This is a genomic window from Streptomyces durmitorensis, assembly GCF_023498005.1.
Taxonomy (GTDB): domain Bacteria; phylum Actinomycetota; class Actinomycetes; order Streptomycetales; family Streptomycetaceae; genus Streptomyces; species Streptomyces durmitorensis.
The window spans coordinates 3,645,723-3,666,654 of the sequence record NZ_CP097289.1; the positions used below are offsets into that span (position 1 = coordinate 3,645,723).

General features: G+C 70.6%; 16 protein-coding genes. 8 read left to right on the plus strand and 8 right to left on the minus strand.

Going from position 1 to position 20,932, the window contains the following annotated elements:
* The first annotated feature begins 65 nt into the window (after positions 1-65).
* A complete protein-coding gene (locus M4V62_RS16170) occupies positions 66-1,196 on the plus strand; it encodes a LacI family DNA-binding transcriptional regulator (RefSeq protein WP_249592856.1) in 1,131 nt (376 codons plus the stop codon).
* 53 nt (positions 1,197-1,249) lie between these two features.
* Here M4V62_RS16170 and M4V62_RS16175 read toward each other — a convergent pair whose 3' ends face one another.
* Positions 1,250-2,320 (minus strand): acetylxylan esterase, encoded by a 1,071-nt coding sequence (locus tag M4V62_RS16175; RefSeq protein WP_249587967.1) that lies wholly within the window; start codon positions 2,318-2,320, stop codon positions 1,250-1,252.
* A 1,170-nt stretch (positions 2,321-3,490) separates the two neighbouring features.
* Between M4V62_RS16175 and M4V62_RS16180 the strand changes: the two genes are divergently transcribed.
* From M4V62_RS16180 to M4V62_RS16210, 7 genes are all read left to right on the plus strand, one after another.
* Positions 3,491-4,735 (plus strand): sugar ABC transporter substrate-binding protein, encoded by a 1,245-nt coding sequence (locus tag M4V62_RS16180; RefSeq protein ID WP_249587968.1) that lies wholly within the window; start codon positions 3,491-3,493, stop codon positions 4,733-4,735.
* A gap of 5 nt (positions 4,736-4,740) precedes the next feature.
* Entirely contained in the window at positions 4,741-5,733 is a 993-nt protein-coding gene (locus M4V62_RS16185; RefSeq protein ID WP_249587969.1) for a carbohydrate ABC transporter permease, read from the plus strand.
* A gap of 77 nt (positions 5,734-5,810) precedes the next feature.
* Positions 5,811-6,626 (plus strand): carbohydrate ABC transporter permease, encoded by an 816-nt coding sequence (locus M4V62_RS16190; RefSeq protein ID WP_249592857.1) that lies wholly within the window; start codon positions 5,811-5,813, stop codon positions 6,624-6,626.
* Positions 6,627-6,680: 54 nt separating this feature from the next.
* Complete coding sequence (locus tag M4V62_RS16195) at positions 6,681-7,886, plus strand: glycoside hydrolase family 1 protein (RefSeq protein WP_249587970.1); 1,206 nt, start codon at positions 6,681-6,683, stop codon at positions 7,884-7,886.
* A gap of 147 nt (positions 7,887-8,033) precedes the next feature.
* Positions 8,034-9,461 carry a glucoamylase family protein gene (locus M4V62_RS16200; RefSeq protein ID WP_249587971.1) on the plus strand — a complete coding sequence of 476 codons (1,428 nt, stop codon included), beginning with the start codon at positions 8,034-8,036 and terminating at the stop codon, positions 9,459-9,461.
* A 99-nt stretch (positions 9,462-9,560) separates the two neighbouring features.
* Entirely contained in the window at positions 9,561-11,657 is a 2,097-nt protein-coding gene (locus tag M4V62_RS16205; protein ID WP_249592858.1) for a TPM domain-containing protein, read from the plus strand.
* 92 nt (positions 11,658-11,749) lie between these two features.
* Positions 11,750-12,463, plus strand: coding sequence for a PspA/IM30 family protein (locus M4V62_RS16210; protein ID WP_249587972.1), 714 nt, complete (start codon positions 11,750-11,752; stop codon positions 12,461-12,463).
* Between the two features lie 53 nt (positions 12,464-12,516).
* Here the strand turns inward: M4V62_RS16210 and M4V62_RS16215 are convergent, their stop codons facing one another.
* The 7 genes from M4V62_RS16215 to M4V62_RS16245 form a co-directional block, all read right to left on the minus strand.
* Positions 12,517-15,189 (minus strand): SpoIIE family protein phosphatase, encoded by a 2,673-nt coding sequence (locus M4V62_RS16215; RefSeq protein WP_249587973.1) that lies wholly within the window; start codon positions 15,187-15,189, stop codon positions 12,517-12,519.
* A 166-nt stretch (positions 15,190-15,355) separates the two neighbouring features.
* Complete coding sequence (locus M4V62_RS16220) at positions 15,356-15,772, minus strand: ATP-binding protein (protein ID WP_249587974.1); 417 nt, start codon at positions 15,770-15,772, stop codon at positions 15,356-15,358.
* 209 nt (positions 15,773-15,981) lie between these two features.
* Positions 15,982-16,368, minus strand: a complete 387-nt coding sequence (locus tag M4V62_RS16225) for a (deoxy)nucleoside triphosphate pyrophosphohydrolase (protein WP_249587975.1) — start codon at positions 16,366-16,368, stop codon at positions 15,982-15,984.
* Positions 16,369-16,386: 18 nt separating this feature from the next.
* Positions 16,387-16,572 carry an SPOR domain-containing protein gene (locus M4V62_RS16230; protein WP_249587976.1) on the minus strand — a complete coding sequence of 62 codons (186 nt, stop codon included), beginning with the start codon at positions 16,570-16,572 and terminating at the stop codon, positions 16,387-16,389.
* A gap of 216 nt (positions 16,573-16,788) precedes the next feature.
* Positions 16,789-18,483 (minus strand): purine-cytosine permease family protein, encoded by a 1,695-nt coding sequence (locus M4V62_RS16235; protein ID WP_249587977.1) that lies wholly within the window; start codon positions 18,481-18,483, stop codon positions 16,789-16,791.
* A gap of 178 nt (positions 18,484-18,661) precedes the next feature.
* On the minus strand, positions 18,662-19,414 hold the full coding sequence (locus M4V62_RS16240) for a GntR family transcriptional regulator (RefSeq protein ID WP_249587978.1): 753 nt from the start codon (positions 19,412-19,414) through the stop codon (positions 18,662-18,664).
* Between the two features lie 174 nt (positions 19,415-19,588).
* Positions 19,589-20,854 carry an alpha/beta hydrolase gene (locus M4V62_RS16245; RefSeq protein WP_249587979.1) on the minus strand — a complete coding sequence of 422 codons (1,266 nt, stop codon included), beginning with the start codon at positions 20,852-20,854 and terminating at the stop codon, positions 19,589-19,591.
* Between the last annotated feature and the right edge of the window lie 78 nt (positions 20,855-20,932).

Genomic DNA, 20,932 nt, shown 5'->3' on the forward strand with positions numbered 1-20,932 from the left:
AATCCGGTTCAGGCCGGTCCCAGTACGAGAAACGAGCAGGCGGTCGGGTGAGCACAACCCCCACGGTGTACGACGTCGCCGAGCGGTCAGGCGTCTCCATCGCGACGGTGTCGCGGGTCTATCGCAACCCGGACTCCGTCCGTGAGACGACCCGGGAGCGGGTCCTCGCCGCGGCTCGTGAGCTCGGGTACGTACCGAGTGGCAATGCGCGCGGGCTGGCCAGCCGGTCGACGGGCGTCCTCGGGCTCTGCTTCCCCGACTACTCGGACCCGGACACGGAGATCGAGGCGGCAGCGGCCGACGCCGACGACGACCACGCCTTCATGCTCTACTCCGACCAGATCATCCGGGGCATGGAACGGGCCGCACGGCGGCACGGGTACGCGCTCCTGATCGCCGCCTCTCTCAAGGGCGGTCCGGAGAGCCAGGTGGCGAAGGTCGCCGGGCGGGTCGACGGGTTCGCCGTCCTCGCGAGGACCGTGCCGACCGAGGATCTCGACATCATCTCGCGCCGGCTGCCCGTCGTGATGCTCGCCGGACCCCGCGAGAACGACGAGCTCGACCACCTCGACCACATCGAGGTCGCCAACGCCGACGGCCAGCGCGAGCTGACCCGGCACCTCATCGAGGACCACGGGCTACGGCGGCTGGTCTTCATCGGCGGCGCGAAGTCGTCGCCGGACGCGGAGGCGCGGTTCCGCGGCTATCAGGAAGCGTGCCGGGCGGGCGGCCTCCCCGTACGCGAAGAGCCCGACCTGCGCACGGAGATGATGACGCAGGCCGAGGGCGAGCGCGCCACGGACGCACTGCTGGACCAGGCGGCCGAGGAGAGCGGGGACGGCGGCCCGGGCAGCGGCACGGGCAGCGGCACGGGCAGCGGCACGGGCAGCGGCACGGTGCCGGAGGCCATGATCTTCGCCAACGACCAGATGGCCGTGGGCGCGCTGCATGCCCTTGAGCGGCGCGGGGTGCGGGTGCCGGATGACGTGGTGGTCACCGGGTTCGACGGGATTCCGCTGAGCCGCCTGGTGCGTCCCGCGCTGACCACCGTGCGGCAGCCGATGCGTCAACTGGGCGAGGAGGCCGTCGAGTTGCTGGTGCGGAGGCTGGGCGGGGAGCGTGATCGTGAGCCGGTGTCGTTGATGCTGCCGGTGACGGTGGCTCGGCGGGCCAGCTGTGGGTGCGGGGAGCGGTAGGCCCCGGGGTGTGCCCTCCCTCCCCCTCCCTCCTCCTCTCTCCCCCGGGAGGGTTAGGCGGGGGGAGCCAACTGGGCCTGGAAGAAACGGGATCTGGCCTCGGTCAGGCGTGTGAGCTCTGCCGCCTTGTCCTCGTACTCGAAGTGACCCGCCTGCAGTACGTGCAGTTCGCGGGCGGTCGGCGGCAGTGCGTTGTGCACGGCGAACTGGCCGGGGGGCGGCACCGACGGGTCGAAGAGCGCGGGGGCGACCAAGGCCGGGATACGGAGGCGGGTCGCTGCTGTCGCGGCGTCGAAGTAGCGCAGGACGTCGGTTACTTCGGGGTTTTTGCGGTGGTGGGCGCGGACCGACTCGCCGCTGCCCGCGCAGGGGAGCGTGAGGCGCAGCGGGTGGTTGCCGAACGTGGGGACGGTCAGCTGGGCCGCGGCGAAGCGGTCGTCCCAGGGGAGGGCGAGGGCGCCGAGGCCGCCGCCGAAGCTTTCGCCGAGGTAGCCGAGGCGGGGCTGTGGCGCGGCCAGCTCCGGGACCAGTTCGAGGAGGGCGGATGCGGCGCACCACAGGTCGGCTGCGCAGTCGCCGATGACGTAGGTGTCGCGGGATGCGATGCCGTGCAGGACGTGGGCGTCGGCGTCCGGGGGGATGGTGGGGCTCGCGCTGCGGGCTCCCATGCCTCGCACGCAGGGGAGGATCGCTGCTGAGCGGGGCAGGGGGAGGGGGATGTCGGGGCCGGGGGCGTTGCGGCCGCCGTAGCCGTGGGCGATGACGAAGCCGTGTTCCGCGGTTTCCGCGGTTTCCGCGGTTTCCGCGGGGGCGGGGGCGGGGGCGTCCGCTGGGCCGGGGGCTTTGAGGGTGTGCCGCTCGGTGGAGGTGGGCAGGGCCAGCCAGCCGCCGAGGCGTGCGCCGCCTACTGACGTGTACGTCACGCCGTGGACCCGCACCCCGTCCCGCTCTTCCTCCAGGGGGCCGACTACGGGGTCCGTGACTACCTGCCGGGCGGCCGCGTATCGGCCCTGCCAGAACTCGTCGAAGTCGGCGGGGGCATGGGGTGCGGGGACGGTGAGCACGTCGTCGGGGGTGTACCCGTAGGCGGGATCGAAGGCGAAGCTGTGCGGGAAGGCTGGCATGCGGGGACCCTAGCGGGGGGGGCGTGTGCGGGGCTGCGCTTGGCGGGGGGCGGGGGCGGGGGCGGGGCTGCGCTTGGCGGGGGGGGCGGGGGCGGGGACTGGGCGGGACCTCCGGCTCGGGGGCGGGGACTTCCGGCTCGGGGGCGGGGCCTCCGGCTCGGGGACGGGGCCTCCGGCTCGGGGACGGGGCCTCCGGCTCGAGGGTGGGGCCTCCGGCTCGAGGGCGGGGACTTCCGGCTCGAGGGCGGGGACTTCCGGCTCGAGGGCGGGGACTTCCGGCTCGAGGGCGGGGACTTCCGGCTCGAGGGCGGGACTTCCGGCTCGGGGTGGGGCGAGCCCTGGAGCTGCGCCACCACCGGTCGCGCCTGGCCTCCGCCTACGGGTGGCGAGGGCGAACCGGTAGCTGCGCCTGGCGGGCGCGGGGCGGCGGGAGTGCGGCGAACCTGCAGCTGCGCAGCTACCGGTCGCGCCTGCCTCCGGCTCGGGGGTGGGGCGAGCCCTGGAGCTGCGCCACCACCGATCGCGCGCACCTCCGGCTCGGGGCGGGGCGAACCGGCAGCTGCGCCACCACCGGTCGCGCCTGGCGTTCGTCTTGGGGGCGGGGCCGCGGGGGTATGTCCGTCCTCGCCATCCGCCGCCGCCCCCTGAGCCGGTTCCCTCCCGGAGAGCCGCTTACCGTGCTCCGGGCAGACATACCCCCACGTCCCCTCAGGACGGATCAGCGACTGCGGGCCGACTCCACTCCCGCCCCAACCGCCGGGATCCTCTCCCCGCCGGCCCAGTGGCGCCACCCCGCCGCGCTCGCCCCCGCTGCGGCCGCAGCCACTCCCCCCTGTGGGCAGGCGTTCCGCACGGCGGAACGGGTGGGCACAGCCCGAAGCCGCCGGGCACCGATACCCGAAGCCGCCCCCCGCCCAGGGGCACGCGCAGCCGCCGGGCACCGGCACCGCACCGGCAACCGCCCAAGCCAAGTGCAAACGGACCAGTACGCTCCACTTAGGTGCGCCCCCTGGATGAAGGACCCGTTACGGGAGTGTGACCAGGACCCCCTTGCGGCACCCCAGGACGCTGCCACAGAGTGATGTATGCGCTTACAGACAGCGCATACATCCTGCATCTGACCATTCCACGGATGCCGGACTGCCAGGGAAGCTCAAGGAGGAGCCGTCCATGCACCGCGCCGCCAGAACCGCATCGGTAGCCACCGCGCTGGCGACGGCCTTCGCCGTCACCGCATGCGGAAGCTCCGCCGGAGGCGAAGTCGCCGCCGACAAGAAGCAGACCCTCACCGTCTGGGCCATGGGTGCCGAGGGCGAGAAGCTCGTGGATGTCGCCAAGGAGTACGAGAAGGCGAACCCGAACATCACCGTCAAGGTCACCCCGGTCGGCTGGGACGTCGCCCACCAGAAGCTGGTCGCCGCTGCCGCCGCCGGAAAGATGCCCGACGTCGCGCAGATGGGCGGCAGTTACATGGGCGAGTTCGCCGAGCTCGGCGTCCTCGAACCGGTGGACACCAAGACCTTCGACGAGAAGGACTTCTTCCCGGCGGGCTGGCAGCAGGGCGAGGTCGAGGGCGAGGCCTACGGCGTGCCGTGGTACGTCGACACCCGCGTCCTCTACTACCGCACCGACCTCGCCAAGAAGGCCGGCATCACCAAGGCGCCCGCCGACTGGAAGGGCCTGCGGGCCATGGCGTCGGCCCTGCAGGACAAGGCCGACAGCAAGTGGGGCATCTACATGCAGCCCCGCGGCCTCGACACCGTGCAGTCCTTCTACCCCTTCCTCTACTCCGCCGGCGGCGAGATCGTCGACAAGGACGGCACGCCCGTCATCGACAGCCCGGCCGCGGTCAAGGCCTTCAAGGAGTACGGCGACTACGTCAAGCAGGGCCTGAGCATGAAGAGCTCGCAGCCCGGCTACGACCCGCTGAAGGACTTCAACACCGGTGACGTCCCGATGTTCTTCTCCGGTCCTTGGATCAGCACCCTGATCAAGGACCAGTACCCGGACCTCAAGGGCAAGTGGGCCGTCGCCCCCGTCCCGGCTGACAAGACCTCCACCTCCATGGCGGGCGGCTCCAGCCTGGTGGTCTCCAAGGACAGCTCCCACAAGGCCGCGGCCAAGGAGTTCATCAAGTACCTGACGGACGCCAAGGGCCAGACGGACTGGTTCGAGCGGACCAGCGATCTGCCCGCCAACACCGAAGCCTGGAAGACCGGCGAGCTCGCCGACAGCCCCAGCCTCCAGGTGTTCAAGAAGCAGATGGAGACCGCCAAGTCCTCGCCGACGCTCGCCAACTGGACCGAGGTGACCTCCAAGGTCGACGCGGCCGTCGAGTCGGTGACCCAGGGCAAGGCCTCCCCCGAGGACGCCGCCAAGAAGGCCAAGTCCGAGATCGAGAGCCTTGTGAAGTAGGAGCCATGAGCACCACGAGCACCAAGACTGAGAAGGTCGCACGGGCGGCCGGGGTGCGGGCCGCCACCGGTTCGGCGGGTCCGGGCCGGGGGCGCAAACAGGGCTCCAAGCGGGGCTCCATGGGCGTGCAGAACTTCGCCGGCTGGCTGTTCTCGACCCCCTTCCTCGTTCTGTTCACCGTCTTCATGGCGTTCCCGATCGTCGCCACGCTCCTGATGAGCTTCACCGACTTCGGGCTGCGCAATGTCACGCACCCGCTGGAAGCGAACTTCATCGGGTTCGAGAACTACACCAAGCTGTTCAGCGACGAGAAGTTCCTCAAGGCACTGTTCAACACCGCCTACTTCGTGGTGATCGGGGTTCCTCTCACCATCCTTCTGGGTCTTGTCGTCGCCGTTCTGCTGAACAACGGCATCGACCGGGCGCGCACCTTCTTCCGGGTCGGTTTCTACGCTCCCGTGGTCACCTCCATCGTCGCGGTCGCCGTCGTCTGGCGCTTCGTCCTCGATCCGAGTGACGGCCTGATCGCCGGTCTCTTCTCCGAAGTGGGGCTCACCGCCCCGGACTTCCTGGGGGACGAGAAGCTCGCCATGCCGTCGCTGATCGCGATGGCCGTGTGGCGGAATCTCGGAACCGTCATGGTGCTCTTCATCGCCGGGCTACAGGCCATCCCCACCGAGGTGCGGGAGGCGGCGAAGCTCGACGGGGCGGGAATGTGGCAGGAGTTCCGCGCCATCACCGTTCCGCTGCTGCGGCCCACGCTGCTCTACGCCACGGTGATCACCACGATCGGCTATCTCAACGTCTTCGAGGAGCCGTTCGTGATGACCCAGGGCGGGCCCTCGGACTCCACTCTCACCGTCTCCCTCGACATGTACCGCGAGGGCTTCAATTTCTTCCACATGGGCTATGCGAGCGCCATGGCGTATGTCCTCTTCGTAGTGATCATGGGCATTACCGTGCTCCAGCTCCGACTGCTGAAGGACAACACGAAATGAGCGCCTCGGGTCTGGCGGAGAAGACGCCGCAGAAGAAGCAGCTGAAGCCGGTGCCGAAGGCCGGGCAGTCGGCCGGGATGAAGAAGCGGCTCGTGTATGTGCTGCTCTCCGTCGGGCTGCTCGTGATGTCCGCGCCCTTCCTGTGGATGGCGCTCTCGGCCTTCAAGACGTCGAGCGAGCTCACGGCCAGTCCGCCCGTGTGGATTCCCACCGAGTGGACCCTGGACAATTTCAGCGCGCTGCTCGACAAGCTCGATCTGCCGCTCTACTTTATGAATTCGGTGATCGTGGCGGTGCTCGTCACCGTCTCCAATCTCGTCTTCTGCTCGATGCTCGGCTACGCCCTGGCCAAGCTGAACTTCGCGGGCAAGAACAAGATCTTCGGGCTGGTGCTCGGTGCGCTGATGGTGCCCGGCAATCTGATGCTGCTGCCGCTCTTCGTGCTGATGAGCAAGTTGCAGCTGATCGATTCGTACGCCGCTCTGGTGCTGCCGTTCGCCGCCGGTGCCTTCGGGGTCTTCCTGATGCGGCAGTTCATGCAGTCGATCCCGGACGAGCTGCTCGAGGCGGCCCGGATGGACGGCGCGGGTGAGTGGTACATCTTCTGGCGGATCGTGATGCCGCTGGTCAAGCCCGCTCTCGCGACGCTGTCGATCTTCACCTTCCTCGGTTCCTGGAACAACTTCGTCTGGCCGCTGATCGCGACCAACGACCCCGACAAATACACCCTCCCCGTGGCCCTGGCCACGTTCGCCACCGACCCCAACAAGTCGGGTGGCTCCAACGGCATGCTGATGGCCGGTTCGTTCCTGATCGTGCTGCCGGTCCTGATCGTCTTCGCCGTGCTGCAGCGGCATTTCACCCAGGGCATCGCCACCGCGGGCATGAAGTAGCCCGCCCGCGCCACGACGGTCCGCGCCCTCTCTCCACCAGAAAGACATCTGACGATGACGCACACCCCGATCCCGTTCCCCGAAGGCTTTCTCTGGGGGGCCTCCACCGCCGCCCATCAGATCGAGGGCAACAACACCAACAGCGACTGGTGGGTGAAGGAACACAGCACCGGCACGCACATCCAGGAGCCGAGCCTGGACGCATGCGACAGCTATCACCGCTGGCGTGACGACATGGACGTCCTGTCCGAACTCGGCTTCACCGACTACCGGTTCAGCATCGAGTGGGCGCGCATCGAGCCCGCCGAGGGCCAGTTCTCGCGGGCCGAGCTCGCTCACTACCGGCGGATGGTGGAAGGCGCGCTCGTGCGCGGGCTGCGCCCGATGGTCACGCTGCACCACTTCACCGTGCCGCAGTGGTTCGAGGCGCGGGGCGGCTGGACCGCCGAGGGCGCCGTCGACCTCTTCGCGCGGTACGTCGCCGCCTGCGCGCCCGTCATCGGCGAGGACGTGCGCCATGTGTGCACCATCAACGAGCCGAACATGATCGCCGTGATGGCGGGTCAGGCCAAGGCGGGCGACATCGGCTTCCCGCCCGCCGGGCTGCCGACGCCCGACGAGGAGACCACGCACGCGGTGATCGCCGCGCACCGGGCCGCCGTCAAGGAGGTCAAGGCGATCAACCCGGAGATCCAGGCCGGCTGGACCATCGCCAACCAGGTCTACCAGGCCCTGCCGGGCGCCGAGGACGTCGCCGCCGCCTACCGCCACCCCCGCGAGGACATCTTCATCGAGGCCGCGCGCGACGACGACTGGATCGGCGTCCAGTCCTACACCCGCACGGAGATCGGCTCCGAGGGCCCGATCCCGTGGCCCGACGACGTCGAGCGCACGCTCACCCAGTGGGAGTACTACCCGGCCGCCGTGGGCCACGCCCTGCGCCACACCGCCAAGGTGCTCGGCAACGGGGACGTGCCGATGATCGTCACCGAGAACGGCATAGCCACCGCCGACGACACGCGCCGCGTCGACTACTACAAGGGTGCGCTGGACGCGGTCGCCGCCTGCCTGGAGGACGGCCTCAACATCGAGGGCTACCTGGCCTGGAGCGCCCTGGACAACTACGAATGGGGCTCCTACAAGCCCACCTTCGGCCTGATCGCCTGGGACCGCGAGACCTTCGTACGCACCGCCAAGCCGTCCGCCGTCTGGCTGGGCGGACTCGGGCGCACGCGTGAACTGCCCCGCATCGACGGCTAGTTCACCTCGCCCCACCAGATCCGGGGGCCGGCCGCACCTGACCGCGGCCGGTCCCCGTACATCCGCGTGCCGCACGCACGCGTGGACAGCACGGCCTGCACGCCACGGATCTCCCCTTCCACACCTGTCACTGGGAGTTGGCCCTTCATGGACCGTCGTACGTTCCTCGGCGCCGCCGGAACCGGAGCCGCCGCCCTGTCGCTGGGCGCCGCATCCGCACCGGCCTTCGCTTCCCCATCGGCATCCGCCGCATCGCGTTCTCATACTTCTGATACACCGCTGCTGCGGAAGTGGTTCCGCTCGACGCATCACTCGATCGAGGCGATGACGACCGACATCGGCCTCACCGCCGACAAGATCGACGTCAGCGGCTCCGGCGTACCCGTCCCCTCGCGCCAGACCTCGCCCACCAACATCGGCTGCGGCCTGTGGTCCACAGTCGCCGCGCGCGGCCTCGGCCTCCTCGGCGACAGCGCCATGCACACCCGTCTTTCCCGCACCGTCGCCGCCGTCGAGAAGCTGGAGCGCCCTCACGGCTTCTGGCTCAACTGGTACGACGCGCACGACGGTTCGGTCCTGACGAGCTGGCCAGGCACCGGCGACCCGGTCCGCCCGTTCCTGTCGTCCGTCGACAATGCCTGGCTCGTCACCGGCCTTCGCATCGCCGCCGACGCGGACCCCGCCCTGCGGCCCCGCATCGCGAAGCTCCTGGCCGCCGCCGACTGGTCGTACTTCTACACGCCCTACGACGCGGCGGACCCCGTCGGCCACCCCGGCCAGCTGCGCGGCGGCTTCTGGACCGACACCGAGGAGCCCACCCCGCACCACTACGGCGCCCTCAACACCGAGCCCCGCATGGCCAGTTACCTCGGCATAGCGGACGGGTCACTGCCGGGCGACCACTACTGGCACCTGCTGCGCACCATGCTCCCCGGCCAGGAGCAGGAGCAGGCCCCCGGCGGTTCGTACGTCACCCTGGACGGCATCCGCGTGTGGCAGGGCCACTACACGTACCGCGGACGCAAGCTCGTCCCCACCTGGGGCGGCTCGATGTTCGAGGCGCTGATGGTGCCGCTCTTCGTGCCGGAGAGCGAGTGGTCGCCGCGCTCCTGGGGGACCTCTCACGCGCGCTACGTCCGCAGCCAGATCGAGCACGGCCTCGACGAGGAGAAGTACGGCTACTGGGGGTTCTCACCGGCGAACATCCCCGAGGGCGGGTACCGGGAGTACGGCGTCGACGCGATCGGCATGCAGACCGAGGGCTACAACTCCCTCGGCGTCGTCACCCCGCACGCCTCCTTCCTCGCACTCCCCCACGCGCGCGGGGAGGCCATCGGCAACCTCAAGGCGCTCGCCCGCGACTTCGGGGCGTACGACGAGGAGTACGGATTCCGGGATTCCGTGAACGTGCGGACCGGACGGGTCAGCGACTTCGTGCTCGCGCTCGACCAGGGCATGATCGCGGCCGCGCTGGCGCAGGAGCTCAGGCCCGGACTGCTGCAGGCGCCGTTCCGGTCGGGCGGCTTCCGCACACGTGTGCGGCCGCTCCTCACCAAGGAGCGGTTCAGCATCTGAGCACGGCGACCGGGGGCTCCGGAGACAGCAGCCGGTGTCCCCCGGTCGCGCACCCTCAAAGACGGCCATACGCTCCCAAATGTGACGCCGCCCCCGCACATGGCCGTGCGGGCGACAGCGGCAGCCGCCGCACTGCTCACGTGGTGCCTGCTGCTCCTGGCCGCCCCCGCGGCATTCGCCGCCCCGGCCGACGACCCGGTCACGCTCTCCCGCGACGGCCAGATCACCGACAAGGTGGGCGCGCTCGGCGACCGCAAGGACGCCACCACGCGGGCGCTCGACCAGCTCTACGACGACCGCGGACTGCAGCTCTTCGTCGTCTACGTACGTGACTTCTCCGGACGCGGCTCGCAGGACTGGGCGGACGCCACCGCCGAGCGCAATGGTCTCGGCCTGGACGACGTGCTGCTGGCCGTCGCGACGCACGACCGCCAGTACGCCTACTCCGTAGACGTCGATTCCCGGCTCACCGAGGTCCAGCTCCAGGACGTGGCGACCACCGCGATCAAGCCCGCGCTGCGGCAGAACGACTGGGCCGGCGCGGCCATCGGCGCCGCGAACGGCTACAGCGCGGTCCTCTCCGGCCGGCCCGTCCCCACCCCGGCGATCACCCCGGGGGACGCCGATCCGGGCGGCGGCGGCAGCGGCGACAGCGGCGACGACGTGGCCACCGGCGATCTGGTCCTGCCCATCGCGGTGGTCGGCGGCGCGGGCGCCCTCGCCGCGGTCGCGTACAGCCGCCGCAAACGGCGCACCCACACGCGTACGACGCCCGGAGGCGGCGGCTGGGGCAAGGGCGCGGGGGCCGAGCAGCCGACCCCGCTCCCGGAGCTCGACAAACAGAGCAAGCAGCTCCTGGTGGAGACCGACGACGCGATCCGCACCAGCTCCGAGGAACTCGGTTTCGCCACCGCCCAGTTCGGCGATGAGGCGGTGCGGCCGTTCACGGACGCGCTCACGTACGCACGCTCCGAGCTGACCGCGGCGTTCAAGGTGCGCCAGCAGCTGGACGACGCCTATCCGGAGGACGACGCGACCAGGCGCACCCTGCTGGACGAGATCGTCTCGCGCTGCACCGAGGCGGGCCGGCGCCTGGACGCGGAAGCCGCGGGCTTCGACCAGCTGCGGGCGCTCGAACGCGACGCGGCCGGGGCCCTGGAGCACGCAGAAGCGGTGTTCCGGCAGGTCACCGTGCGCACCACCGCCGCGGAGAGCACCCTCGCCGGGATCCGGGAGCGGTACGCGCCGTCCGCGTCGGCGCCCGTGGTGGGCCATGTGGAGCAGGCCAAGGACCGCCTCGTCTTCGCCACGACGCACCTCAACGAAGCCCGGCAGTCCATCGACGCGGGCGACAACGGCAAGGCGGCCGTCCATCTGCGCGCCGCCGAAGGCGCGGTCGACCAGGCGGGCACCTTCGTGGACGCCGTCGACCGCCTCGGCGCCGAGCTCGCGCTGGCCGCGGAGAAACTGCCCGACGCGCTCACCGAGACGGAGACCGACCTCGCCGAGGCGCGCGGCCTCCTCGAAGGCACCACTGCGGGAGCCTCCACGGCCGATCTGCACGGCCGTATCGCCCGCGCGCAGACGGTGGTCGCCGAGGTCCGCAAGAAGATGGCGGCGGGACCGCACGACCCGATCGACGCACTGCGCCGGGTCGAGGAGGCCGACACGGTCCTCGACGAGTCCCTGGCGGGCGCCCGCGAACGCGAGGTCACCCGCCAGCGCGCCGCCACCCTCCTCGGCCAGGCCCTGCTCACCGCGCGCAGCGCCGTGGGAACGGCGGCGGACTTCATCGACACGCACCGTGGCGCGGTCGGCAGCGAGGCGAGGACCCGCCTCGCCGAGGCACAGCGGCACCTCTCGGGCGCGGAGGCCGCCCAGGACACCGACGCCGCGGCGGCGCTCGCCGAGGCCCAGCAGGCCGACGCCCAGGCCCGGCAGGCGCAGCAGCTCGCCGAACGCGACGTACGCGGCTTCGGCAACCCCTACGGAGGCGGAGGCGGCGGACGTGGCGGCGGCATGGGCGGCGCGGTCCTCGGCGGCATCATCCTCGGCGAGCTCTTCGGAGGCGGGGGCCGCGGGATGGGCGGAGGGGGCTTCGGAGGCGGCGGTCCCGGCAGCTTCGGAGGCGGCGGTCCCGGCAGCTTCGGAGGCGGCGGGACCCGGGGCCGGATGGGCGGGGGCGGGAGGTTCTGAGCCCGGGCGCATGACGCTGCCCTCGCGGTGACCTTTTCGTACGTCTCCTAGTGCCCTCGTACTCCTACCGACCCTCATAGAAGGAGCCCGTCATGACGAAGCAGACGATCCTCGGGCGCGTGGCCCAGCTCGCCAAGGCCAACATCAACTCCCTCCTCGACCAGGCCGAGGACCCGCAGAAGATGCTCGACCAGCTGATCCGCGACTACACGAACAACATCAGGGAGGCCGAGGAGGCGGTCGCGACCACCATCGGCAACCTGCGGATGCTGGAACTGGACCACAAGGAGGACCGGGACGCGGCCGACGAGTGGGGCACCAAGGCGGTGGCCGCCAGCAAGAAGGCGGACGAGTTGCGCTCCGGCGGGAGCGCCGTGGACGCCGACAAGTTCGACGGCCTGGCCAAGGTCGCTCTGCAGCGGCAGCTCCAGTCCGAGCGTGAGGCCAAGGACGCCGAGCCGACGATCGCCTCGCAGACGGAGGTCGTCGACAAGCTGAAGTCCGGCCTCGACCAGATGAAGATCAAGCTGACCCAGCTCCAGTCGAAGCGCGATCAGCTGGTGGCCCGTGCCAAGACCGCGCAGGCGCAGAACCAGATGATGGACGCCGCCCAGAGCATCGACGTGCTCGACCCGGCCAGCGAGTTGAGCCGCTTCGAGGACAAGGTGCGCCGCGAGGAGGCCAGGGCGCTGGGCAAGCAGGAGCTGGCCGCGTCCTCCCTGGACGCGCAGTTCGAGCAACTGGACAGCCTGGGCGACGAGGCGGAGGTCGCGGCCCGCCTCGCCGCCCTGAAGGCCACCACCTAGCGGCCCGCGGCAGCCGGGCCGTCAGAAGGAGGCTGAGCAGAGGAAGAGGCCGATCAGAAGAGGCTGAGCAGCGCCTCCGCCGCGTCCATCGGCTGCACCCCGCTGTCCGGCAGCGGCATCTCGAACCACACCGTCTTGCCGCGCGGCGTCCTGCGCGAGCCCCACGCGGCGCTCAGCAGACCCACCAGCTGCAGCCCGCGGCCGCCCTCGTCCGTGTCACGCGCCCGGCGGCGGCGCGGCTGGACGAGGCCCGCGTCCCACACCTCGCACACCAGGGTGCGGTCGAGCAGGAGCCGCAGCCGGATGTCGCCCTCTCCGTACCGCAGCGCGTTCGTGACCAGCTCGCTGACCAGCAGTTCGGTCGTGTCGCAGAGGGGTTCCAGGTCCCAGGTGCGCAGCTGCTCGCAGGCCAGTTCGCGCGCCCGGCCCACCGACTTCGGGTCGCGCGGCAGCGTCCAGTCGCCGACGGCGTCGGCGGGCAGCCCCTGGATGCGCGCCATGAGCAGCGCGATGTCGTCCTCTCCGTGGTGCGTGTCGAGGGTGTTCAGGACGTGGTCGCAGACGTCCTCCAGGGCGGGTGCGGGGTCGTCGAGTGCGCGTACGAAGGCGTTCAGGCCCTCGTCGAGCGGATGGTCGCGGGATTCGACGAGCCCGTCGGTGTAGAGCGCGAGGAGTGCGCCCTCGGGCAGCTCGACCTCGACCTCCTCGAAGGGCTCGCCGCCGACGCCCAGCGGCATGCCGGGCGGCACGTCGAGCATGAGCGGCGATTCGTCGGGCTCGACGAGCACGGGCGGCAGATGGCCGGCGTTGGCGAACGTGCAGCGGCGCGTGACGGCGTCGTAGACCGCGTAGACGCACGTGGCGAGGTAGACCTCCGAGAGGTCCGTCCCGTTCGCGGAACGCGTCTGACGGGCCGCTCTCGTGGCCTGCTGGGTGCCTGAGGGGTCGCCGAGGCCGCGGGCGATCTCGTCGAGCGCGGAGAGCACCTCGGCGGGCTCCAGGTCCAGGAGCGCCAAGGTGCGTACGGCGGTGCGCAGTTCCCCCATGGCGACGGCGGCGCGCAGGCCCCGGCCCATGACGTCGCCGACGACCAGGGCGGTGCGATGGCCCGGCAGTTCGATGACGTCGAACCAGTCGCCGCCCACCTCGGTGGCCGCGTTGCCCGGGAGATAGCGGCAGGCGATGTCGAGGCCGGACGCCTCGGGGTCGCCCGGCGGCAGCAAGGAGCGCTGCAGTATGAGCGCGCGTTCGTGTTCGCGGCGGTAGAGGCGGGCGTTGTCGATACAGACCGCGGCGCGCGCGGCGAGCTCGACGGCGAGGGCGCGATCACGCTCCCCGAAGGGCTCGCTTCCCTTCGTGCGGGAGAACTGGGCGAGGCCGACGACCGTGTCGTGGGCGACCATCGGCACGACGAGCGTCGACTGGATGAGGCCGCCGGTGAGCCTGCTCGCGGAGCCCTCGTCGGCCCCGGAGACGAGCCGCGGCCGCGCGGTGCGCAAGGCGTCGGCGCAGGGCGAGGTGAAGGCGAACCGGTGCACGGCGCCCACGTCCACGGGGTGGCCGCCGTCCGGGAAGGGCGCGTCGGAGACGGCGCTCGCGAAGGCGACGCGGCGCAGTTCGGCGCTTCCGTCGGCGAGGCCCGGAGGCGTCTCGTCGCCGTCCAGGAGCCCCTGGTAGAGGTCCACGGAGGCCAGGTCGCAGAAGCCCGGGACGGTGACGTCCAGGAGCTCGCGTGCGGTCGTCTCCAAGTCCAGGGAGTTGCCGATGCGGGCGCCCGCCTCATTGAGCAGGGCGAGGTTGCGGCGGGCGTGGGCGGCCTCGCGGGCGGCGGCGTGCCGCCGGGTGACGTCGGTGCCGAGGCCCGCGACGCCTATGGGGCGGCCGGAACCGCTGTGCACGCGGTAGAGGTTGATCGACCAGTGGCGGCGGTCGCTGCTGCCGGGGGCGGGGCCCACTATCTGCATGTCCGTGACGGAGTCGCCCGTCTCCAGGACGCGCTTGAGCGCGGCGGCCATGCGGTCGGCCTCGTGCCGGGGCAGATAGTCGTGGACGGTGCGTCCGCGCTGCTCGTCGACGCCGCCCCCGAAGACGGAGGCGAAGCGGCGGTTGGCCCGCTGCACCTTCAGGTCCGTGCCGAACAGCAGGAAGCCGAAGGGAGATTGGCCGAAAATGGCCTGCGAGGCGGCGAGGTCGGTCTCGATCTGCCGGAGCGCCCGTACGTCGACGACGATGCAGACGGCGGCCCGCTCACCGTCCTCCGTCTCGGTCGGCATCACGTAGACCTCGGCTATGCCTTCGGAGCCCTTGGAGGACCCCGCTTCGGGCCCGTCGGACCCATCGGGCCCCACGGACCCCTCGGGCCCCTCGGGCCCCTCAGACCCGTCCGGCTGTCCGGGCGCCCGGAAGGGAACGGACCCGGTCCACTCCCTGCCGTCCAGGATCTCCGCCATCTTGCGGTGCCCGCTGCTGCGCAGCTCGGGCGGGACGAAGGCCTCGATCGGGTCCCTGCCCACGGCATCCTCGGCAGGCACTCCGAACAGCCGCTCGGCCCGCCGACTCCACTGGTCGATGAGACCGTCGGGGCCGATCGAGAACGACGCCACCTTGATGTAGTCATAGATCGAACCGGGTGGACTGCTCTGCCACATCACGTCATCCGCAGCTTCGCCCCTAGCGTCACCCGACGGCCCGTCCTGCTCCGTCGCCTTCGCTGGTATCTCGCTCACGCGAACCGTCCCCTCCAGCTCACCACGTCCGGCACCGGTCACCGGATGCGGCTGCCCGCAGTATCCAGCACTACGGAGCCACGCCACACGGCGTTCACGATCACAGCACGGACTCAACTCTTTTTGGCCCGTGACCGTCTTGTGTCCGTCCCACGCTGCCAGTCTTCTAACCCGGCAGCACCAGCTCGAACCACACCGTCTTCCCCGTCTTCCCCGTGCTGCCCTGTCGTGTCCCCCAGCGCCGCGACGCGCGGGCCACCAACTGGATACCCCTGCCCCCCTCGTCATCGGGGGCCGCGTCCCGCTCCTGGGGCGGGTCGGGAAGCGGATCGGAGACCTCCACGAGGAGGGTGTCCAAAGGTCCGGCAGGGCGTACGAGACGTACGCCGATGGGGCCCGACGCGTGCCGCAGGGAATTGGTCACCAACTCGCTCACGAGGAGGACGGTGACGTCACCGAGAGAGGCGAGGCCCCAGGCGGCGAGCTGCTTGCGGACGACGGCACGGGCTGTGCGCACGGCGCCCGGGTCCGCGGGAAAATCCCACTCGGCGCAGTCGCCTTCGGTGTCGATCACGCCGATCACTTCCAGACCAGCAACAGCGGACCCTTGTCCGGTTTCATGGGGTTAATGGGCACATACCCGATATCCCGGCGGAAGTACCGCTTACCTGGGCGCACTGTGGCACGAACGGCGTAGGTGGGGCTCAAGTGCGGGAGACATGACCTCGCACGCTCCCCCACCTGGCGGCACGCGACGGCTGGCGGTACTCGACGGCCGGCGGCGCTCGATGCCTAGTCGCACGCAACGGCGGCCGTCACCGCGGGGACGTCCGCGTCCAGCCACTCCACCGACCAGATCTCGTCCGGCGAGAGCCACCGCAGTTCGTCGTGGTCCTCCAGGGGCTCGGGGGCTCCCGAGAGGAGCTTCGCCGTCCACACCCACAGGACGTATCCGGGCTTGAGCGGCCACTCCCCGGGCACCCGCGCGACCGGCTCGGCGTCCACGCCCAGTTCCTCGCGCAACTCCCGCACCAGGGCTTCCTCGGGCTGCTCGCCGGGCTCGACCTTTCCGCCGGGCAGCTCCCAGCGGCCCGCGAGCTCGGGGGGTGCGCTGCGCCGCGCGGCCAGCAGGCGCCCGTCGTCGTACAGGGCGGCGCCCACCACGATCCGTTCCGTCATGCGCCGGAGCCTATGCGGTCAGTGCGCACTGCCGTTCTGGATCAGCCTCTCCACCCAGTACAGCTTCTGGTGGCCGTGCTCGTCGAGGCTGTCGGCCATCTTCTCGGCCTCGGCCTTCGTCGCGTACCTGCCCACCCTGTAGCGGTTGCCGTTGTCGTCCTGACGTATCACGAGCCAGGGAAGTACGACCGTTCCGTCATTCATCGCGCCCCTCCGCTCGCCGCCCCCGGCGCGCGTAACGCCTCGATCAGTAAGGAAACCGCAATCCGCATATGCCCGAGCCTACGCCCGACCTTTACTCAGCGGATACGACTTTGCACAAAGAGGTACGCAATTGGCCAACGTCGAGGGGGCGCACCTTTACGGGTGCGCCCCCTGGTGAAACTGGTTCAGCCGGTGTCGGGCCGGTGCGAGCCGGTGTCAGTCGGCGCGCACCGTCGGCATCGGCATGAGCACCGGCACACCCGACGGCGACGTACGGCAGACGTCGCCGCACTCCGCGTCCAACGAGCAGCACAGGGAGCAGATCGGGCCCGACTGGACCGGGCAGTCCGCGATGTCCGGGAGTTCGTACGCGGTCTCGCAGACGCTGCACGCGTGCGTGGCCGTCACGTCGGGGACGTCGACGTGCGGGCCGTTCACCGGGTTGGGGCGTGCAAGGTAGTACTTGCCCTTCGTCGCCCAGGCGATCAACGGGCACAGGACGACGGCGAGTCCGGCCGCGATGAACGTCGAGAAGGCTTCCGCGTACTGGCCGAAGAGGCCGAAGAAGGCCAGGATCGACACCACCGACGCGATCACCATCGAGCCGAAGCCCGCCGGGTTCACCGCGTACAGGTAGGCCCTCTTGAACTCGATGTACGGAGGGCTCCAGCCCATCTTCTTGTTGATGACGAGGTCGGCGGCGACCGCCACGATCCACGCGATGCCCACGTTCGAGTAGAAGCCGAGCAGCTTGTTGAGGGCCGCGAACATGTTCATCTCCATCAGCGTCAGCGCGATGGCGAGGTTGAGGAAGATGTACCAGACCCGGCCCGGGTGCTTGTGCGTGATGCGGGAGAAGAAGTTCGACCAGGACAGCGAGCCGCTGTAGGCGTTGGTCACGTTGATCTTGATCTGCGAGACGATCACGAAGAGAGCCGCCGCGGGCAGCGCGAAGGAGCCGAGCCAGGGCTTCAGGGCCTCGATCTGCGGGGCGATCGGCTCCAGGGCGTGCGTCTTGCCGACGGCCTCCAGGGCCGCGAACGCCAGGAGGGCGCCGCCCAGCTGCTTGGCGGCGCCGATGATGACCCAGCCGGGTCCGGCCGCGAGAACGGCCAGATTCCAACGCCGTTTGTTCTGCTCCGTCTTGGCGGGCATGAAGCGCAGATAGTCCGCCTGCTCGCCGATCTGGGCGATGAGCGAGAGCGCGACCCCCGTGCCGAGCCCGAAGGCGACCCAGGAGAAGCCGCTGCCGGCGCCTTCGGTGCCCCCGAAGGAACCGAAGGCGCCGAAGGCGTCCGGCGCCTCGAAGGCGAGCACCACGAAGGGCAGCACCATGCCGATGAGCCAGATCGGCTGCGTCCAGGCCTGCACCTTGGCCAGGGCGCCCATGCCGCGGAAGACGATCGGGATCACGATGAGCGTCGTGATCAAGTAGCCGATCTCCACCGGGAGTCCGACGGCCTGGTGCATGGCCTGGGCCATGATCGAGCCTTCGAGCGCGAAGAAGATGAACGTGAACGAGGCGTAGATCAGCGACGTCAGCGTCGAGCCGAAGTAGCCGAAGCCCGCTCCCCGGGTCACCAGGTCCATGTCCAGGCCGTACTTGGCACAGGCCCGCGCGATCGGGATGCCGGTGACGAAGATGATCGTCGCGGCGCACAGGATCGAGGCGAGCCCGCTGGTGAAGCCGTACGTGAAGACGATGGACGCGCCGATCGCGAAGTCCGCGAGGTAGGCGATGCCGCCGAGCGCGGTCGACGCCACCATCGTCGGCGACCAGCGCCGGAACGAATGCGGCGCGTACCGCAGGGAGTAGTCCTCGCGGCTCTCGTCGGCCGCCATCTTCGCGTAGCTGCGCTGGGGCGGCGGGCCTGCGGCGGCGCTGGTGTCGCGGGTGGCCGTATCCGTCATGTGGGTTCCTGTCGTCCGACCGGATTGCGGGTACGGACGATGAAATTAGGAGCCGTGCATGACAAGTTGTTGCAGGGCGCGATTGCCCCGGCGTTACGGAATCCGAGCGCGGGTTAACTCGTGATCACGGCGGGCGGACGGGCCCGTCCGGATTCCGGGCGTACGCCGGAGCACTCGGTCACCTCACCGGCAGGTGGTATGCGATCCGATAGCGGTCCGCGGGCACCACGACGTCGGCCGTCTCGACCGGCTTGCCCGAGGCGAAGTACGTCCGCTGCACGACGATCACCACATGGCCGGGGACTCCGCCGAGCGCCATGAGCTCCTCCGCAAGCCCCGGGCGCGCGCCGACCTCCTCCGCGACGTTGTCCACGACCACGTCGATGGCCGCCATGCGCTCGACCACTCCGCAGCCGCCGAGCGGCCCCTCCTCGGGGAGCATCACCGGAGTGCGTCCGGTGACGGCGAGGGGTTCCCAGGAGGTGGAGAGCATCATCACCTCGCCCGCGTCGCGGTAGACGTACTTGGTGCACATCACGCGGTCGCCCGCGCGGATGCCGAGACGCTCGGCGACCGCGCTGTTCGCCTCGGCCTGTTCGCTGCGGGACTCCCAGGTGCCGCGCGCGCCGTCCTCCGCCTGCTCCTGACGGAAGGGCGTCGAGCCGCCGGAGGCCCGATAGCCCGTACGCGCCACGCGGCGGGGCACCGGTCGCTCGCGCACATAGGTGCCGGATCCGGAACGTCCTTCGACCAGGCCTTCGGCCATCAGGACCTTGCGTGCCTCCAGGGCGACCGTGTCCGACACCCCGTACTCCTCGCGGATCCTGGCCTGCGAGGGGAGTCGGGTGTGCGGCGGCAGGGAACCGTCGACGATCTTCTTGCGGAGATCACCCGCGACCCGCAGATACGCCGGCTGTTCACCGAAAGTCACTGGCCACTCCCATCAGGTTGACAGACAGCAACAGCCTGGCAACCGTCGGTTGTTGGCCGCAACCCAAGGCCAAGGAATCACCCGAAGTGATGATTTCTAGGTGTGCAGGGCTTTACGCAGGGGCTTTCCGCAGCTATGGCGATCACTTTCCCGCGGCGGTCCGGGAGGCGGCCGTCAGACGCTCGCGCCCCGGATGTCGAGGAACCGGGAGATCGCCGACCGCGCGATCTGACTCCCCCAGCCGCCCCAGTTCACGTCGAAGCAGTGGTCCGCCCAGGGGAGTTCGACATACGTCGCCGGCGCCCCGGCCGCGTAGAGGCGCCGCGCCAGCTCCCGCGCCTGCGCCACCGGCACCGCACGGTCCGCGCTGCCGTGCAGCAGGAGCGTGGGCGGCACGTCGGTCCGTACGAGCTTCGCGGGCGAGCCGAGGCGGTAGCGGGCGGGCACGGCCTTCGCCGAACCGCCCATCAGGCGCGGGATCATGGGGTCGCCGCGCAGCGCCGTCCCGGCGATGAGGCGCCCCATGTCGGTCGGCCCGTAGAGCGAGATCACCCCGGAGACCGAGCTGTCACGCACCGCACAGGACGCGGGGACGCGGTCATCACCCTCCGTGTAGGCGGCCGCCAAGGCGAGATTGCCGCCCGCCGAACTCCCCGCGAGGACAAGGCGGTCGGGATCGATGCCGTACGCGCGCGCGTGCCGCCGCACCCACCCCACGGCGCACTTCACGTCGCCGATCTGGTCGAGCTGGGTCACGCGGGGCGCGAGCCGGTAGTCGATGTCGAAGACCGACCAGCCGCGTTCGTTGAACCAGCGGTTCCATGCGGGGCTCTGACCGCGGTGCCCCTTGTTCCAGCCTCCGCCATGCACCCAGACCACGGCCGGGTGACGTACGCCCGCCCGCCTCGGCAGGGTCCACAGGTCCAGCTTCTCGCGCCGCTCGCCGATGCGGGCGTAACGGCGTGTGCGGTCGCCGTCGGGGGCCTTGGCGTAGTTGACGCCGTCGAAGTACGCCGTGGGGGCCAGGCGTTGCCCCTGGTCCTCGGCGGTGCGGTACGCGGCGGCGTACGGCATGACGCCGTACACGAGCGCGACGAACGCGGTCAGCACGGCGAATCCGGCGCACCAGGGGTACCGCCGGCCCGCGACCGCACCGGCCACCAGGCCGATGACCGCGGGCGGCACGATCGCGAGCCCCCAGGAGGTGACCGCCGCCGCGACGAGCACCAGGAGCGGGATGCGGGGCAGCGGGGCGGCGACGAGCACGGCAAGGGCGGCGTTCAGGAGGGCGACGGCGACGAGGAGCCCGCGGGAGAGGTGCGCGACGCACGAAACCCTGGGCCCGTTCCTGCCGTTGCGGCTGCCCCTTCGGGGAGAGTCCGACGCCGCGGGCCCCACAGTGCGCTGGGCCGCGACGGTCGGCGTCATGACGGTCGTCACGCCGAAGAACTATCACAGAAGCGGACAAAAAGCCCTTAGGGTGAGTGGCTTGGCGTCAACCGGACCCGCTCGCCGCAC

What these genes read in the sequence shown, in the direction of transcription:
- M4V62_RS16175 (WP_249587967.1), bottom strand. Translation starts at nt 2,320, where the DNA reads ATGCCAGCCTTCCCGCACAGCTTCGCCTTCGATCCCGCCTACGGGTAC.
- M4V62_RS16180 (WP_249587968.1), top strand. Translation starts at nt 3,491, where the DNA reads ATGCACCGCGCCGCCAGAACCGCATCGGTAGCCACCGCGCTGGCGACG.
- M4V62_RS16185 (WP_249587969.1), top strand. Translation starts at nt 4,741, where the DNA reads ATGAGCACCACGAGCACCAAGACTGAGAAGGTCGCACGGGCGGCCGGG.
- M4V62_RS16190 (WP_249592857.1), top strand. Translation starts at nt 5,811, where the DNA reads ATGAAGAAGCGGCTCGTGTATGTGCTGCTCTCCGTCGGGCTGCTCGTG.
- M4V62_RS16195 (WP_249587970.1), top strand. Translation starts at nt 6,681, where the DNA reads ATGACGCACACCCCGATCCCGTTCCCCGAAGGCTTTCTCTGGGGGGCC.
- M4V62_RS16200 (WP_249587971.1), top strand. Translation starts at nt 8,034, where the DNA reads ATGGACCGTCGTACGTTCCTCGGCGCCGCCGGAACCGGAGCCGCCGCC.
- M4V62_RS16205 (WP_249592858.1), top strand. Translation starts at nt 9,561, where the DNA reads ATGGCCGTGCGGGCGACAGCGGCAGCCGCCGCACTGCTCACGTGGTGC.
- M4V62_RS16210 (WP_249587972.1), top strand. Translation starts at nt 11,750, where the DNA reads ATGACGAAGCAGACGATCCTCGGGCGCGTGGCCCAGCTCGCCAAGGCC.
- M4V62_RS16225 (WP_249587975.1), bottom strand. Translation starts at nt 16,368, where the DNA reads ATGACGGAACGGATCGTGGTGGGCGCCGCCCTGTACGACGACGGGCGC.
- M4V62_RS16230 (WP_249587976.1), bottom strand. Translation starts at nt 16,572, where the DNA reads ATGAATGACGGAACGGTCGTACTTCCCTGGCTCGTGATACGTCAGGAC.
- M4V62_RS16235 (WP_249587977.1), bottom strand. Translation starts at nt 18,483, where the DNA reads ATGACGGATACGGCCACCCGCGACACCAGCGCCGCCGCAGGCCCGCCG.